We start from the raw sequence: 15,340 nt of genomic DNA, 5'->3' as shown, positions 1-15,340 counted from the left end.
CCGTATTAATAATAAAAAAAACAATGTGTCCCCCCTGAATAATCAAAGGGGGTTCCTTTGCGCAGAGGATTTGGCGGGATCCCCGTTCGCTTCCACTCTTTTTTTCGCCGTTTATGGAGCGTGTCCAGGTTAATATCCGCCACGTTTTTCCAGCCCAGCAGGGTGAATATCTCCTCTGACAGCGTTTCTTCCGGTAACGGTTTATGTTTGTAAATTGACCAGGCCGCAGGAAGCAGACACAACCCCAATGACATAAGACAAAACACAGCCAACATCATGTAAAATTCCGGATCAGAAAATGCCTCCCATCCATTATGAATATGTATAACTGCAGGAGTCACTACTGCCAGGCTCAGATAGCATACCCGCAACGGGATACGCACTGCCGCCCGGCGCGCCTGATTCTTCCCCCGGTAACACCCCGGCGTCATGCACAGGGACTGCTCCTCCGGCTTGTGGATGGCATACACCAGATACTCCTCACCGACCGGGGCCGCCAGCAGCTCCACCTCCTCCCCTTCATAGCACCAGTGGCATCCCAGCCAGCCGGTAAAACGCCTGCCGTTAATGCGCCCGGTCAGATACCAGGCCCCGCACAGCGGTCTGTCATAGTCCTGCAGCAGGGCCGAGGCTGTCCCTCCCGAGCCGCTGGCCGCCCAGACCACCGCCGACGCCGCCATCTTCTTTTTATAGCGGGCGTAGTAGGCGCTTCCTTCCGGGTAGGACAGAACGTCGAAATGCTGCACCACCCGCCGCTGCGTCAGTTTTTCAATGCCCCCCCGAACTTTAATCAGCGGCGCCGGAGGCGGCAGCACCGGGTCCGGCGGGGCGTTTTTCAGTGCTTCCAGCAGTTCTTTCTCTTTCAGGCGAAAATGCGCCAGCCATTTTCCTTTTTCATTGCTGGCCTCGATATTACGCAGAATTTCCTGCGTTCGCACCAGCTCACTTTTTTGCTGCAGATAGTTATGCAGCGGATATTTTTTATTGCTGCCTTCGAGGCTTCTTCGCAATCCGTCCGAGAATTTCAGCTCTTTTTTCATAATTGACTCTTACAATATGTGAATACGACCATGTTGATATTTCTTAAATATCTTTACTGGAAAATATAATTCATTCTTATTTGCTGGAAGATTCTATTTTACGTAAGCATTCCGTCAGCGATTTTCCACATTTCACTATAAGTTCTGCTTTTTTTTCTTCTGAGCAGCTATCAATATCTGTCGAGAATTTTTCGCCAAACAGCGTGTTCTGCAGCCAGATTTGAATTTCATCTTCAAAAAAATACTCTTTCAGCGCATAGTCTGCTACCACCAGAAACAAAGCGAACTGCCAGGACGAGAGAACACCAATCCACTCAATACCCAGCGCATAAAATGCTGGTATCGCTGCGCGCCCCAGCCACACTTCTATACTGCCGACAGCCGTGCTCCAGCCAAATTTTGACATTAAAGCAGGCAAAACTTTGCCGCTGACTGAAATAATGGTTGTAACATCATTAAGAACCTTTCCAAAATACAACAATCTATATGCATTTTTTTTACTTCCTGCTTTCTCATATTTTAAAAGATATAAATCTGAAAAATCAGCCCCCAACGATGCAATAGCATTGAGCATCGAGCAACTGGCACCCACCCATTTCAGTTTTGGAAACGATTTATCATCTTTTTTTATGACATCCATCATTTTACTGACAATATCAATCGCGCCTCCCGTGGTGGCAAATCCCGCCGCGACCAGTTTGGCATAACTGGAAAAGTCATCTCGTTTAAAATGATCTGCCTGGTTATATAGCTCCACCATATTAAAAAAGAGCACCAGAAAATTGATACTTGTCGCACGATAAGCATTTTTTTTCGCCCCCGTGATACTGAAGTCTGCAGTCGCCTTTTCCAGATCGGAGAACCGTACCTGAGCGACTTTTAACCGTCCTGACACTCTGTCTTTCTGAGGATTAACAAAGAGCATTTCGTTTATATAGTAGCTGCGCTCGGTCGCCCAGCCAAAATATTTACTCGAGAAAGACTTTATTTCCGCTACTGTTTTACCTGCCGAAAGAGAACAGAGCGTTTTAATGACAAGATCGTTTATGGTATCCAGTTTCGGTCCCACCCCAGAAACTGAGAATAAGCGGGAACCCAGCGTTGCCATATGTTGATCAGCTTGATACAACACCCGCTTTGACCAGACTGCATCATTTCCAGGTGGTTCATCCAGCGCAGCTGTTGCTTTACTAAATCCTTCGAATAATTTAACCAGGTCACCGGATTTTGATTCAAAAAATGCCAACAAACTTTGTTCTGTAACCGGCTGACTCACTCCTTTGCGCACGCTGGCAAGCAAGGGTTCGGCAACCGTCATTAACTCAGGTGCATTATAAAAATGAGTACGCCAGACGAGGTTGTTTTCATCAGTAGTAGAATAATCTTTTATCCAGTCATCCAGTAAACTCACACCAGATTTCGCCGCCCCTACCCCAGACATTGCAAAAGCTGCAACCTCACGAAAATGCAAATTATCCTGTGGAAGATCAGAATAAAAATCCTGCAGCGTACGAATAAAACCTGGAGATTTAAGCCATTGGCAGCGGAAATCGATTATCACTTCGAGTTGGTTATCGATTTTGTGCGTCAGGTCCTCACCACATTTAATAAACGAATCCAGACACTCTTGCTTTATCTTTCTTTTATATCTACGCAGGTTATTTGCCACCCGCGAACTTTTCAGGCTCTGCTCCTGTCTTTTCTTCGCCTGTCGCTCAAATTCTTCCCGACTTAAAATATCCGTATTACCTTTCCGTCCCTCATTCCAGACATACATTCCATATGCGTAATCCATATCACGAGATGTTGAAAGTGCCCCCCCCATTGCCGAGAGCTGCTGTTCCACATCCTGCTCAGCACTCTTTTTTATAATATTCTCAACACCGTTTATCAGACCCTGGGTGCAGAACTCCAGGGCACGTTCTTCACCAAATATCTTCGCCATCGCCAGGACATCATTCGTCCATCCCGTCAGCTCATGCGTTATCCCTGTCGCATCATGCAGCGCCATCAGCAACGGTGTAACGGGGGAACCGTCTGGCTTCACACCCCGTTCCTTCATCTGCCGGATTGTGTTTCCGGCCACTCCGCTCTTCCACGGATACAATGTCTCCTGCGGCCCCGGCTCTTTCACTATTGCATAGCGTTCACTCACACACTGGCTGACGCGGATTTTTGTATGGGTGCCATATGGTAACAGCATTGCCGGACTCAGCTGGCTTCCCTGCGGCGCGATGTAATCCAGAACGCCTGCAAGATTGCCTGTCGTTGCTTCTGTCGTTTGCTCTGAAGTCTGCGGTGATGTCCAGTTCGATGCACTCAGGCGCTGCATTCTGCGCTGCCGTTGACCGTCATCGCCCGCGTAACGCTCCATCGTTTTTTCCGTCCAGGGACACTGCGTGAATGCTATCCAGATATCATTCTCCAGGACTTCATAAGGCAGCGTCAGAAAATCCTTTCCGCCATCACTGTACGTTCCCTGCCGACAGTCTGGCTCTGATTTCTCCAGAACATTTTTCGCCGACAGCTGTTTCCACAAACTGCCGTCATCACACACCGACCACGCTTCCCAGTCCGTCTGGTACGGATAGTAGATATAGATATATCCCCTGCGCATCGCGCGTAGCGCATAGTGGTAGTTTTCGTTTTCCGCCGGGTAAGCTGATATTCCAGGTTTTGCCCACGCCGGCAATGGCTCTTTAATATATTCAGGAACCACCGCATAGCGTACGGGTAGTAATGCCGGTCCCTGTGACATACAGTCACATTTATGATTTATCATCCCTGTTCTCCCACATATTCGAACTGTAAATTGCTTAATTAACGCTCACGCTCTACTCGAATTTCATTCCATTGTTGTTCTGTGACATGAGATATGATTTGAGTAAATTTTCCCTTCTCACTTAACTTATTTAGTTCAAGCAAGTTTTTAATAAAACTGTGATTATAAAATTCCGGAGCAACATTAATTGAACACTCGCCCCACTTGATAAGATCTTCTTGATCAGAAAAAGTATATAATACAGCTCTTTTAAGTGACTGCTGCAATAGCTTAAACACCGTGGGCTCTGAACACCGTTCACGACTCAAATTAGCCAGACGATAATTACAGATAACTCTATTTTTTATCCCTGCAAAATTTATATCACGCCAATTGTCAGCACTCAGAGATAAAGTGTATGAAAGTCGTACTTGATTATTCGACTGATTTATTTTATTGATAAACTGACCATCGCCATCAATAAAAATCCACACTTCAATTGGCCCTAACAAACGTCGTTGTTGCCAGTCATCCAGAATAGATAAAAGAGAGATCATAATTGCCGGATCATAATACCGAAGCAAAACATCTTTTCCATCATGCTGCTGGATTGCCACCTTTCCCAGATAATCTGCGAGATTTACAATGTTTTCTTCGCAAGAAAGCCAACCACATACCATCCTGCCCTTACCCAGCAGTATTTCATTAGGCTCTATCTCTTTCAGAGCCTGGATAATACTTTCATTTAGTATTTTACAATCCTCAGGCAAAGATAAATCCAGTGAAACCAAACAAGGCTCAAATTCAGATGATAGATAACGAGTAGCGACAGGCACCCTAACAATATTTCTATTTATTATTTGATTATAGAATGGCGAGTTTTTACTTCTCAATCGTATAATTGCAGCATCAATCATTAATATGCAATTTCTATTTAACGCTCTAAAATGATTAAATATTTTCTCACCAATATAATCCCCCTGTTTTTGCATTGTCTGTAAGGAGTAATCATAAGTTATTAATGATTCCTTCATTATTGGTCCTCCATCAACCCAGCGTCACTGTAGGGCTTTGCGTACCACCAGCAGCATCAATAGCTGTGGCGCAAGGATCCGGTAACTCGATACTGGCATTCAATGTCGCAGGAGCCATTTTCTGAATCCCAATGCTCTTTACGCGTACATTACCAGGCGCCCCTACTTCTATTTCACCATCTTTAAGCCTGATATACGCGCCACCACAACTGAGTACTAACTCTGTCGCTGCGGTAATGATCACCTGCTCATCCTTACTGGCTATACTCAACGTTTTCTTTGCCAGCAGATCCATTGCATCTCCCTGAGCCTGAATTTCCACTTTTCCTTTGCTGGCGAAAATTTTAATTCCCATCCACTGAGCGAAAAGACTTATTGTTTCTTTCACACCAAGGCGGAATTTTTTAGCGACACTCACATCCGTGTCCGCTCCGGAAGTTACAATGACATTCTCACCTGATGAGAGTTGGATGCTGGCAGAAGTCACCTGCGCAATGCCAGCAGGAGCAGAAAAAAGTAAAGCCTGTTTCTTGAGGTCTGCCACAGACTCCATTAACAATGCTTTTTGCCTCTCGATATCAGCCAGTTCTGCTTTCGCTTTTTCTGCTGCAGAGCGAATACCTTTCGCATCCTGAAGCGCAGCTTGTAAGTTAGCTACTGCTTCATGCATATCTAACTGCAAACCTCCAGCTAATTCCTGGCGATCGGCACTGATAAAGATCCCTTTCCCAGCCCGAATAGCTCCCCACTGGTCTGTACGCAGTTCAAACCCCTCACCCCGCAGCGCACGCTGTGCATCCACGTTATGCCCCAGGTTCAGCTGCGTCTTGCCGCCGTACTCGGTGCTGAGCTTGACGTGCTCCTCGCCCCGTTTGTCTTCCATCCGCAGTTTGTTGTTGGCCGGAGTTCGAATGACGTTACGGGTGTGGTTTGCCTGTGTCACGTGGTCCGGATGCCGGGAGTCGTGCAGCGCATGGGCGATATAGGGCCGGTCCGGGTCCCCTTCATGGAACGCCACCGCCACTTCTGTACCCTGTATCAGCGGGAAGTGAATACCGTAGGTGTTGCCGCCGTAGGGTTTGGCCAGGCGTACTGGCATGCTCTCGTAACCCTGCTGTTTATCATCGCGATCCGCATCAAACTTAACCCAATAAAGCCCGCTCTGATTTAAATGAGCATATTCATCATTCTTTTTCGGGCTTGAAACACGCGCCATTAGCGTGCCGCTAATCACTGGCCGAGGTTTTAGCGGTGGTCTCCAGCAGCGGGTTTCACTGTAAACGGTCGCCATCAACACCACCTGTAGCGCTTCCTTTCGGCTTGCGCTGAATGAAACCGCCGTAACCAGCAAGTTGTTACGCACACTGGCAGGAAGCGTTGGGACAGGTGTGGATTCCGTAATATTCAGGACCTGAGCCGGGCTGAGGCTAACATCGGTCGATAATCCCGTGATTGTCGCTTGTGAGGAGAGGTAACGTTCATGTTCCAGACGCGCCCAAAAATTCCCTGTCTCAGGCGATGGTGAAACCTTATCACCCGTTTCAAGATGGCGTGGACGATGTGGTAAACATCCCCGTAAGTCACCCCATCACCTTCACCGTAAGTCATATCGGTTTGTGCAGAAAATAATATTTTCTGAGCCTGGCGATGGTTATAGTCCCCGGCAGTAACCGATGCCTGCACCGTAGACTGTTGGAACTGAATATCCCAGACTGAGTCGATGCCATTGTCATTCATTCCGGAAGGGCTATTCAGCGGTAATGTTTTGCCAAACTCCCATGCGCTTTGTTTGTCAGCAAAATAGATGACCTCAGTGCCAGCATCAGGTTGAAGCCTGAAGAAGAAGAAAATTCCAACTTCAGAAAGCAGACGTTCAATAAAAACCAGATCGCTCTCCTGATACTGATTAATTTGCTCTCTTTTGGGATATTCCATTGCCAAATCAAAATTATATTCCCAGTCTTTTAAACCATGTTCCTGTAAAATTTTAGTAACAACTTCAGGAACTGACATATTAATAAAGAAGCGGTGTGTGCGAAATTGGTTTTTCAACAACGCGACAAAAGGTTCAATGATTATCTGATAGATTGCCTGGTCTTTTGAACCACTGATACGATGGAAAGATGTCACAATACCATGTACCATTTTGCGGGCAGTTAACTCACTTAACTTCCCCATTCCCATGGTCAATATCGTTGATTTTCCAAGTATCGATTCGGCCGCAATGTCTTTATCCTGGCTGGAAAAATGTACTACATATCGATACAGCGAACTCATTTCCTCTGTACCATTAAAGTTAATAACATCCAGCACTGACTTGCATGAAGGGATATACAATTGATAACGATTCAACGTATTTTCAGATATAAATGACATCCCACCGCCAAGTGATTCATCCATTCCCATATATTTAACCCCTGTAATTTTATAAAGAGTCACTTCCAGAACGAAAACTTACCCTCAACGCATTATCTTTATTAAACTGACTAAATCTTTTTTCTTGTTAGTGACAATGGAAAAAGTAAATCGACGATTATCATTTGATATCCAAAGTTCTTCTCTTCCATTATCACTATAATCATAAAGATGAAAGCCAAGACCTGTTAGATAATCACGAATAACTCCCACATCACCACCGTGAAAAACAATAAGATTTGTTTCCCGTGTACTGCCATCAGGAGAAATATATTCAAAGAGATAATTATTTGATATCCTTGGAGCCTGTTTGATATCAACATCAGTGTAGAAATAGTAGTTAAAAAGATCGCTTTCCCGATATTCTAATTTATCAGGCCAGGGTATTAACAGCGGTGACAAGAAAATCAAAAAAATCGTCACCAGTATTATTTTACAGTAGTTCATTACCATTCACCTCGACAAGAATGAATAATAACCGCCATCCCCGGTCATAATTTCTACCCGACCAGAAGTGAAATCACTCCACGGTTGCACCCATGTCATAAATGAAGGCAGGCTTCCTTTATAGGGTTTATGGACAGCACAGTTATCCAGGGGATCTGGAAACAGTAATGGTAAAAATCCTTTATTCTTATAATTACCTATCGGCCCATAAAAATCCCATCTACTCAGTGCCCGCTCTTTACTGACTAAGCTCAGTCTTGACGGGTAGTTTGAGGGAAGGATTGCCCGGTAGAAGCCTAAAAGATCGGATGTAAGATCCTCACCGCTAAATCCACTGTCGGTATACCAACTAAAACACCAATTAGATTGCAAACTTTCAAACAAGCGCGCCGTCATCATCATCATAGCTAACGCAACGCTACTTTTCTCACATGCAGATAAACCTTGTTTGATACGCCACTTAACAAATTTTCCTGTACCAAACTGGCGATGATATACAAACATCTTTTGGCTATAGGTGACTTCATAATAACCATCACGACTTGATTCACCTCGTTTTATATCTAACAGTAGGTTTTCAATATCGCTTCCCTGCGCATGGCCTATATCTATCCATCCCAATATTTCGCTATAAACGAGCCCCGTTTTACGATCCGATGTCCACTCGTAAGGTTCAATAATATCGTTACGTTTACTCATCATTAAATTCCAGCATCATTCCCTCTTCATCACGCCAACTTAAAGTAAGTTGCTGAGGTTTTTGCTGCCGGGAAAGATACGTTAACAACTGCTGACTAAGCACTGGCAAGATTTGTTGGTTCAGCAGACTGTCAATATTCCTCGCCCCCGTATCCGGTAGCAGACAAGCGGCTGTCAGGGCATCAAAAAGGTTATCGGATATCGTCGTGGTGATGCCGTAGTGGCGCTGTAATCGCTGGCTAACCTGATCCAGTTTCATTTGTACAATCGTACGTAACGCTGTTTCACCGAGCGGGTGGTAGATAATCGTCTGGAAGCGGGCCAGTAGCGCTGGCTGAAAATGGTCGCGCAAAAGGGGGCGCAGCAGTTCGTGCAGATCGGGCTCTGTCGCTTCCGGCTGTTCTGCCAGCAGCTGCATCACGGAATCGCCGCCAAGATTGGAAGTCATCAAAATAATGGTATTGCGAAAATCAATTTCACGGCCTTCGCCGTCACGCATGAAGCCACGGTCAAATACCTGGTAAAACAGGTTCATGACGTCGCGATGTGCTTTTTCTACTTCATCCAGCAGCACCACGCTATAGGGGCGTTTTCGCACGGCTTCGGTCAGGATCCCTCCCTGACCATAACCCACGTATCCCGGAGGCGAGCCCTTGAGCTGGCTCACGGTGTGCGGCTCCTGATACTCAGACAGATTAATGGTGATCAGCGATTTTTCACCGCCAAACAGAATGTCGGCCAGCGCCAGCGCCGTCTGCGTTTTGCCAGTTCCGCTTGGCCCGGTAAGCAGAAACACACCCTGTGGGCCGTTTTCCGGCGTAAGACCCGTTTTTGATGCCCGCAGTCGTTGCGCGATGGCATTAAGCGCATAATCCTGCCCGACAACGCGTTTTCCCATCTGGGTTTCAAGCGTCAGCAAGTCTGCCTGGGAGTCCTTCATCAATGAAGATAAGGGTACACCAGTCCAGTCGGCGATCACCGTAGCAACGGTGCGCGCGTCTACATCCGGAAACAGTAAAGGATGCCCCTGCTGAAGCACACTAAGCTGCTGCTGCAATTCAACCGTTTCCGCCTGACGAGAAATATCAAGACGACTGGCCAGCAGTTGCTCAGTGAGCGCTAATTCCTGACCGTACTGGGTTTCGCGTTCATCCAGCTCGACAAGCAGACGATTTTCATGCTGTTCAATGCTGGCCAGCCTTTCACCATGCTGACCATTTCCTAGCGCGAGGTCTGCAAGCAACGCCTGCTTTTCAATTTCAAGCGCGGTGATCTCCGACTTCAAACGCGTCAGTGGTTCCGGAACGGTATCAAGGCTCATCCGCACTCTTGCACCTGCGGTGTCCAGCAGATCGACGGCTTTGTCGGGTAATTGCCGCCCGGTAAGATAGCGGCGAGAGAGCGTAACAGCAGTTTTAACCGCGTCGTCGGTGATGTGAACACCATGGTGTTCTGCATAGCGTGATTTCAGACCACGCAGCATTAAACAGGCTGTGTCATCATCGGGTTCGTCCACTTTCACCATCTGAAAACGCCGCTCCAGCGCAGCATCACGCTCAAAATACTGTTTATATTCGCTCCATGTGGTCGCCGCGATGGTCCGCAATTCACCTCGGGCCAGAGCGGGTTTTAGCAGGTTGGCTGCGTCAGCGCCCCCCGCCTGATTACCGGCCCCAATGATGGTGTGTGCTTCATCGATAAAAAGCAGAATCGGTATTGGCGATTGTTGAACGGCATCAATGATATTTTTCAACCGCTGCTCAAACTCACCTTTCACTCCAGCGCCGGCTTGAAGCAGCCCAAGATCCAGCGTGCGTAACGTCACCGCTTTCAGGCTATCCGGCACGTTACCTTCCGCAATACGCAGCGCCAGCCCCTCCACCAGAGCGGTCTTGCCGACGCCGGGTTCCCCGACCAGAATAGGATTATTTTTTCGCCGACGGGACAGCACATCCACCATTTGCCGGATTTCATTATCGCGACCAAATATCGGGTCGATATCGCCAGCACGCGCTTTCGCGGTCACGTCCAGCGTAAATTTATCGAGCACGCCTTGTAATGCTGGCGACAACGTCGATTGAGCCAGGCCAGGACGCACTTCGTCATCTGGAGAAATCTGCGCCAGAGCGGCTTCTTGCTGCCTTTCCGGACACTCATCCGACTGGACATTTAATAGCGGCAGAAGCCGTTCCAGTTGAGTATGTCCGGCGCTCAAAAGAGGCCACAGGCCGTCACACTTCAATAGTGAAGGCTTTCCTACCAGCGCCATCAGCAGATGTACACCACGTATCTGCGAATGTTCATCCGTTGCGGCACACAGCCACGCTTGTTGCATTAAAGAAAGGAGCGCATCAGACAACTGCGGGCGGCTTTTCACGGAATGAGGCTGAACATCCAGATGCGTCAGCAGCGACTGCCAGAGATTGTCAATATCCCATTCATAACGACGAGCAATGACAGTAATATCACCCTCCCCCTGCTCCAGCAGCTTGAGTAACCAATGTTCGGGCGTAATTTCTGCATGCGCACGCGTCTGGCATAACGATGCCGCCGCTTCAAGCGCCTGAGCACAATAGGGGTTGAGACGTCGTAATAACACTGCTGACTGGTGTTCCATTTGGTTCCTGACTCCCTGTATTCAGGCACGCTACCGCCCGTGGCCGTAATCCAATGCCCATAAGGTAATAAGTGACGTTGATACTCTCTGCTTAACCCCCACTCCGGACGCTCAGCAGAGGGCATAAAAAAACGGATGAGGAAATCCTCATCCGTTAGTGCATTACGCGGTGGTACGCTCGTTCCAGGCGTCAGAATGGATAATGTTGCCATCCTTATACGTCCAGACGATCTTCTCGTAGCGCAGTTCAATCCGTTCCAGGTGGTTATGCTTCTCTTTAGATTGTTCTTTGATGTCGTACATCACAGGGTTTACTTTCACCACTTTCACGTTGTGCAGAGTGGTATTGAAGTATTCCACTTCCTGACCAGCATCATTGATGCGGTACCATTTGAACTCTGCCTGGCGCAGGGTCTGACCGGTGGTTACAGCCTTGTACAGATACGGGCTGGAAGCATCGATTTCCTTCGTGAAAAGGAACGGGGTATGGATGCGCGTTCCGGTCAACTTACCGGTGTTGTTATCGGTAGGGATGTACAGGTTATGTTCCTGGGCCACTACTTCGATACTGCCCACACGGTCTTTCACATCAACAGAACCTTTAATATCCGCGCCGCCGTCGTCTTTCAGCCAAAGGTAGACTGGAATTGCCATAACTCTTTCTCCATTTTTACTTCGCTAATGCGTCACCGCCTTCCGGTGACGGTTCCTTCATGCCCGGCACCCGACAGGCATCAGCCTGCGGTACCAGACTGATCTCCACACGACGGTTGGCAGCCCGCCCCTCCGGCGTATCGTTGGTTTTGTAGGGACGTAATTCGCCATAGCCCTGAACGGCAAAACAGCTCTCCGCAACATCACCGGTATCGCGCATCCAGTCGCGAACAGATTCCGCACGTTTGAGAGAGAGCTGTTGATTAGATTTATCGTCACCCACATCATCGGTATGTCCGGTGATGACGATCAGCCAACCGGGCTTAGCTTTGATATTGACCAAAGCCGCAATGAGTACTTTTGTTGAGCCCGCTTTTAACGCCCATTTGCCCGTATCAAACAGCGACATACTGTCCAGACGTACGGTTTGCGGGGAGGTCACTTTCAGTTTTTCAGATGGTAGCCAGTCACTGAGGGCGACCAGCAGAGGCGGGATCAATCTCATCCCCTGATACAATCCCATTGAAAGGGAAAGGGGTTCACCACGCTGATACCAGCGATCTAGCCGCTGCGCATCCCGACGAAGTTGATCCTGAGCCTGAATCTTTGGCTCGACAGGATTACCGCTAAGATGACGGTATACCGTCAAATGATCGTTGGTGATCCTGATGAGGTGTTGGTTATTGATAAAACTGCACGTCATCGCCATTCCAACAAAAATGCCGCATAGCAGACCACTTATGCCCACCGTTCGTTGAAATGCTGTCAGCGCCCGACGGCGAGATAAAAAAGGCAGCGCTAAATCAGGAAAAGGCAGCAGCCCGGACACTGCTGACGCCGCAGAGGAAAGGGTTGTTTGCGCCGTGGCATACCGTTGCCACAGATTATTTTCGCAGACCGCTAATGAGGTGAAACACACTACCCGTAAAGCAGAGAAAACAGGCGGAGCATGGCGCTCGGTGTCGCCTTGTAACTTCTGCAGCCATTCCAGTAAATTATCTAACCACACTGCATGTGTAAGATGAGAATGGCGAGCCGGGCGCTCTTGCGAAGAGAAAGGCGCAAAGTCGTCTAATCCCGTAGCCGACTGCACTTCCGCATCCTGAGGCGTACGGATAAACCAACGTACAGTCTCATTGCATTGAGGAGAATTCAGCCAACAGCACAGCCAAAATGGCGGTATACCTGATAACCAACGCCGACTCTGGGCCACCACACGCCGCCAACTGAGCAGCATGTGCTTGAGCGCGTCTTCATCATTATGCCGTTCCGGGATCAATGCCAGCATCACGGAAACGCGCATAAGAAGTCCTGGACGTTGCACTGCTATCTGACGAACCAGAGCAATATAATGCTCCGGGGACTGGACAGATAAATACCAGCCCTGCGAACTTTCGCAAGAATCGCCGCGTCCGGCAAACAAGGGGGCATTATCGCCACACACCAGCACAACAGGCCCACTGAAACTCTCCGGAGGGAGCGGAACGTCATGAGCAGAATGAGCAGACTTCAACCGACCATATTGACGCCAGCCATAAACGATCCCTGGAATAGAAAACAGTAAAATAATGACGGTAAGGCCGCCCCGGACACCCGCACTTAACGGACTGAATCCCCAGACCAGCAACAAAGCCAGCACGGTTGCCAGCACATAGTTAACGATCCCTCGCAACTGTGCCATGTCTTAACCCTGCCCAATAAGCTGAGCGATCTGCCCTTGTAAGACATGAGAAAATGTTAACCACAAAGCACCCAACGCCACCGCGCCGACAATCCATGCCAGCCACCAGCGGCGCTTACCGCCAGAAAAGCCGGAAGCCTGCATGATGACTGGCGCATCGTGCATTAACTTAAAAGGCATCGCCTGAATCGCCAGCGCTTCAAGAACATCTTCACGACGCTCGTCACCTTGCTCACGATAGCGCCCAACAAAACCGAGCGTGATTGCACGATAAAAGCAGGTTAATACGGCGGTATCAGGAACGGGCTCGCGCAGAACGGTACGAATGCGTTCCCAGAGATCTTCCCCGGCATTGGTAGTGTTGAAAAAGCGGGCCTGTAAAGGTGTCGCAAGCCAGGTAATGTAACCGCTATCCTGCCGGTTGCGGTTCAACACGCTTTCATCCAGTAACGCACATTGCGTATAGAGCATGTGTTCAACGCTGTGTTCGCTGTACCCCATGTCACGCAATGTCTCACGCGCAGAATCAACCCATTGGCAGGCCCGGCGATAGAAAGCTGCCCCATCTTCAACTTCCGCCCCGCCACGTAACTGGCTGACAGCAAGCCAGGTTGGCCAGAATACCTGATCAATATCCTTATTCATTTCAATCCCTTAATACTGCGAATAACTCAAGTTGAATCTCTCCAAGCGTTCCCGGCACATAGAAAGCGCAATTACCAGCGCCCAGCATGGCCTGGGCTGCTGGATGATTAATCTCCAGAGCAAAGTATTGATTTTCCAGGCGTAGCGGGATGGCTGCGGGTACATGCGTCAGCGGTTTTAATGGGATGCCGCTAAGTGCCACATTGACGACATCTGACACATCTGCCCGACTCCCTGCTTTACAGAGCTGTGGAAATTGCGTCAGGAGAACATGCGCAGGGAGATCCGAACGAACGGACAGGTAAAAATCAGCGCCTTCACGCAGGCGGGCATCTGACAGAGCGCCATACCAGAACTGTCGCTCCTGCGTCAGTTCAATAGCGACAACGCGAGATGGCAGGCTGGCTTCCAGCAGTTCCACCAGCAGCGCAAACAGGGGCGGAAATACCTGCTGCGGATTTGCGTGCTGGTATGGAGGCACAACGCTGACATCGTTTTCTAATGAAAAGGTCAGCAGGCTGCCCGCTAACCGCGCCAGCTCACGCCACAAAAGTTCGGGGTGACGGCCTGGGTTTTGCAGCATTTCTTTCAGAACGGGCTCCGAGCTATTAAGCGCATTCAGCAGCCAAAACAACGAAACATCTGCTACCGCAAAATCTGCCATTCGTTCGTTACTTTCTCGGCGCAAGGCCATCAGGCGGCGACAACGAGCCTGGATACGATGCACCAAATCACTGAGCGAATTAATTAATAAGGGGCTGGCTGAGAGTGAAAGCGATGGCGGTAAAAAATCGCGTCCCAGCTCCCATTGCCCCTGAACATTACGAATAAGGCAAGCTACCGGACAAGTCAGGTAAGCGCTGTTATCGTCATGGGCATAGCGGAGGGTGATAGCATGCCGCAGCACCGCCATATCAGTCCGTTCCTGGCCTGCGAGATCCTGCACTGGCAGCCATTCCTGCTGCCAGCGACACGGACGGCTAATGCCGTTGCCTGATGAAAGATTGCCGCCATTAGCTGAAAGCAGCGGCAACGCCAGCACGATATCAACGCTGCTGTAACCAGTAAGATGCGATAAATCACACGCCGGAGGCAGGTTATCTGAAATACCTGTATCCACTAACGTACCGTCAGGAAAGCGCACAACCAGATTAACGGGATTCAAACGGGAAACCGTTAGCGCACTTTCATCAAACTCCGCGCTGATGACGCCCCACGGCGATGAAAGCGACATGTGAGCAACAACGTCAGCTACCCAGGCATCCCAACGTGTCTGTTGCTGAAACTGCTGGGGAGCCAGAAAGGCCCCCTCGCTCCATAACGGACGATAGATCTTCATCGCACCTC

Annotated in this window: 10 protein-coding genes and 1 pseudogene; all 11 read right to left on the bottom strand. The window is 48.8% G+C overall.

Annotated elements, in window-relative coordinates; all coding sequences use genetic code 11:
- Nucleotides 1-5: 5 nt before the first annotated feature.
- Entirely contained in the window at nucleotides 6-1,040 is a 1,035-nt protein-coding gene (locus tag I6L54_RS04995) for a putative type VI secretion system effector (RefSeq protein ID WP_052463714.1), read from the bottom strand.
- Nucleotides 1,041-1,116: 76 nt separating this feature from the next.
- Nucleotides 1,117-3,798 carry a T6SS effector BTH_I2691 family protein gene (locus tag I6L54_RS04990; RefSeq protein ID WP_217124634.1) on the bottom strand — a complete coding sequence of 894 codons (2,682 nt, stop codon included), beginning with the start codon at nucleotides 3,796-3,798 and terminating at the stop codon, nucleotides 1,117-1,119.
- Nucleotides 3,799-3,860: 62 nt separating this feature from the next.
- Entirely contained in the window at nucleotides 3,861-4,835 is a 975-nt protein-coding gene (locus I6L54_RS04985; protein ID WP_040234002.1) for a DUF4123 domain-containing protein, read from the bottom strand.
- Nucleotides 4,836-4,848: 13 nt separating this feature from the next.
- Nucleotides 4,849-7,241, bottom strand: a pseudogene (locus I6L54_RS04980) (type VI secretion system Vgr family protein).
- Nucleotides 7,242-7,295: 54 nt separating this feature from the next.
- Nucleotides 7,296-7,697: a hypothetical protein gene (locus I6L54_RS04975; protein WP_052463797.1), complete on the bottom strand. Its 402-nt coding sequence runs from the start codon at nucleotides 7,695-7,697 to the stop codon at nucleotides 7,296-7,298.
- A 6-nt stretch (nucleotides 7,698-7,703) separates the two neighbouring features.
- A complete protein-coding gene (locus tag I6L54_RS04970; RefSeq protein WP_040234000.1) occupies nucleotides 7,704-8,396 on the bottom strand; it encodes a hypothetical protein in 693 nt (230 codons plus the stop codon).
- On the bottom strand, nucleotides 8,389-11,013 hold the full coding sequence (gene tssH / locus I6L54_RS04965; protein ID WP_040233998.1) for a type VI secretion system ATPase TssH: 2,625 nt from the start codon (nucleotides 11,011-11,013) through the stop codon (nucleotides 8,389-8,391). The genes I6L54_RS04970 and tssH overlap by 8 nt, the downstream gene beginning before the upstream one ends.
- Before the next feature lie 162 nt (nucleotides 11,014-11,175).
- On the bottom strand, nucleotides 11,176-11,667 hold the full coding sequence (gene tssD / locus I6L54_RS04960) for a type VI secretion system tube protein TssD (RefSeq protein ID WP_040233996.1): 492 nt from the start codon (nucleotides 11,665-11,667) through the stop codon (nucleotides 11,176-11,178).
- A 16-nt stretch (nucleotides 11,668-11,683) separates the two neighbouring features.
- A complete protein-coding gene (locus tag I6L54_RS04955) occupies nucleotides 11,684-13,348 on the bottom strand; it encodes an OmpA family protein (RefSeq protein WP_040233995.1) in 1,665 nt (554 codons plus the stop codon).
- Nucleotides 13,349-13,351: 3 nt separating this feature from the next.
- Nucleotides 13,352-13,993, bottom strand: a complete 642-nt coding sequence (gene tssL, locus I6L54_RS04950) for a type VI secretion system protein TssL, short form (RefSeq protein ID WP_040233993.1) — start codon at nucleotides 13,991-13,993, stop codon at nucleotides 13,352-13,354.
- 1 nt (nucleotide 13,994) lies between these two features.
- Nucleotides 13,995-15,332: a type VI secretion system baseplate subunit TssK gene (gene tssK, locus I6L54_RS04945; protein ID WP_040233991.1), complete on the bottom strand. Its 1,338-nt coding sequence runs from the start codon at nucleotides 15,330-15,332 to the stop codon at nucleotides 13,995-13,997.
- Nucleotides 15,333-15,340 lie beyond the last annotated feature (8 nt).

It is taken from the genome of Citrobacter pasteurii (assembly GCF_019047765.1).
Lineage (GTDB): Bacteria > Pseudomonadota > Gammaproteobacteria > Enterobacterales > Enterobacteriaceae > Citrobacter > Citrobacter pasteurii.
Note: the sequence above shows the minus strand (reverse complement) of the source record. Positions and strands in the feature narration are given on the sequence as shown.

Coding starts and splice junctions, on each gene's coding strand:
- I6L54_RS04995 (WP_052463714.1), bottom strand. CDS start 1,040: ATGAAAAAAGAGCTGAAATTCTCGGACGGATTGCGAAGAAGCCTCGAA.
- I6L54_RS04990 (WP_217124634.1), bottom strand. CDS start 3,798: ATGTCACAGGGACCGGCATTACTACCCGTACGCTATGCGGTGGTTCCT.
- I6L54_RS04985 (WP_040234002.1), bottom strand. CDS start 4,835: ATGAAGGAATCATTAATAACTTATGATTACTCCTTACAGACAATGCAA.
- I6L54_RS04975 (WP_052463797.1), bottom strand. CDS start 7,697: ATGAACTACTGTAAAATAATACTGGTGACGATTTTTTTGATTTTCTTG.
- I6L54_RS04970 (WP_040234000.1), bottom strand. CDS start 8,396: ATGAGTAAACGTAACGATATTATTGAACCTTACGAGTGGACATCGGAT.
- tssH (WP_040233998.1), bottom strand. CDS start 11,013: ATGGAACACCAGTCAGCAGTGTTATTACGACGTCTCAACCCCTATTGT.
- tssD (WP_040233996.1), bottom strand. CDS start 11,667: ATGGCAATTCCAGTCTACCTTTGGCTGAAAGACGACGGCGGCGCGGAT.
- I6L54_RS04955 (WP_040233995.1), bottom strand. CDS start 13,348: ATGGCACAGTTGCGAGGGATCGTTAACTATGTGCTGGCAACCGTGCTG.
- tssL (WP_040233993.1), bottom strand. CDS start 13,993: ATGAATAAGGATATTGATCAGGTATTCTGGCCAACCTGGCTTGCTGTC.
- tssK (WP_040233991.1), bottom strand. CDS start 15,332: ATGAAGATCTATCGTCCGTTATGGAGCGAGGGGGCCTTTCTGGCTCCC.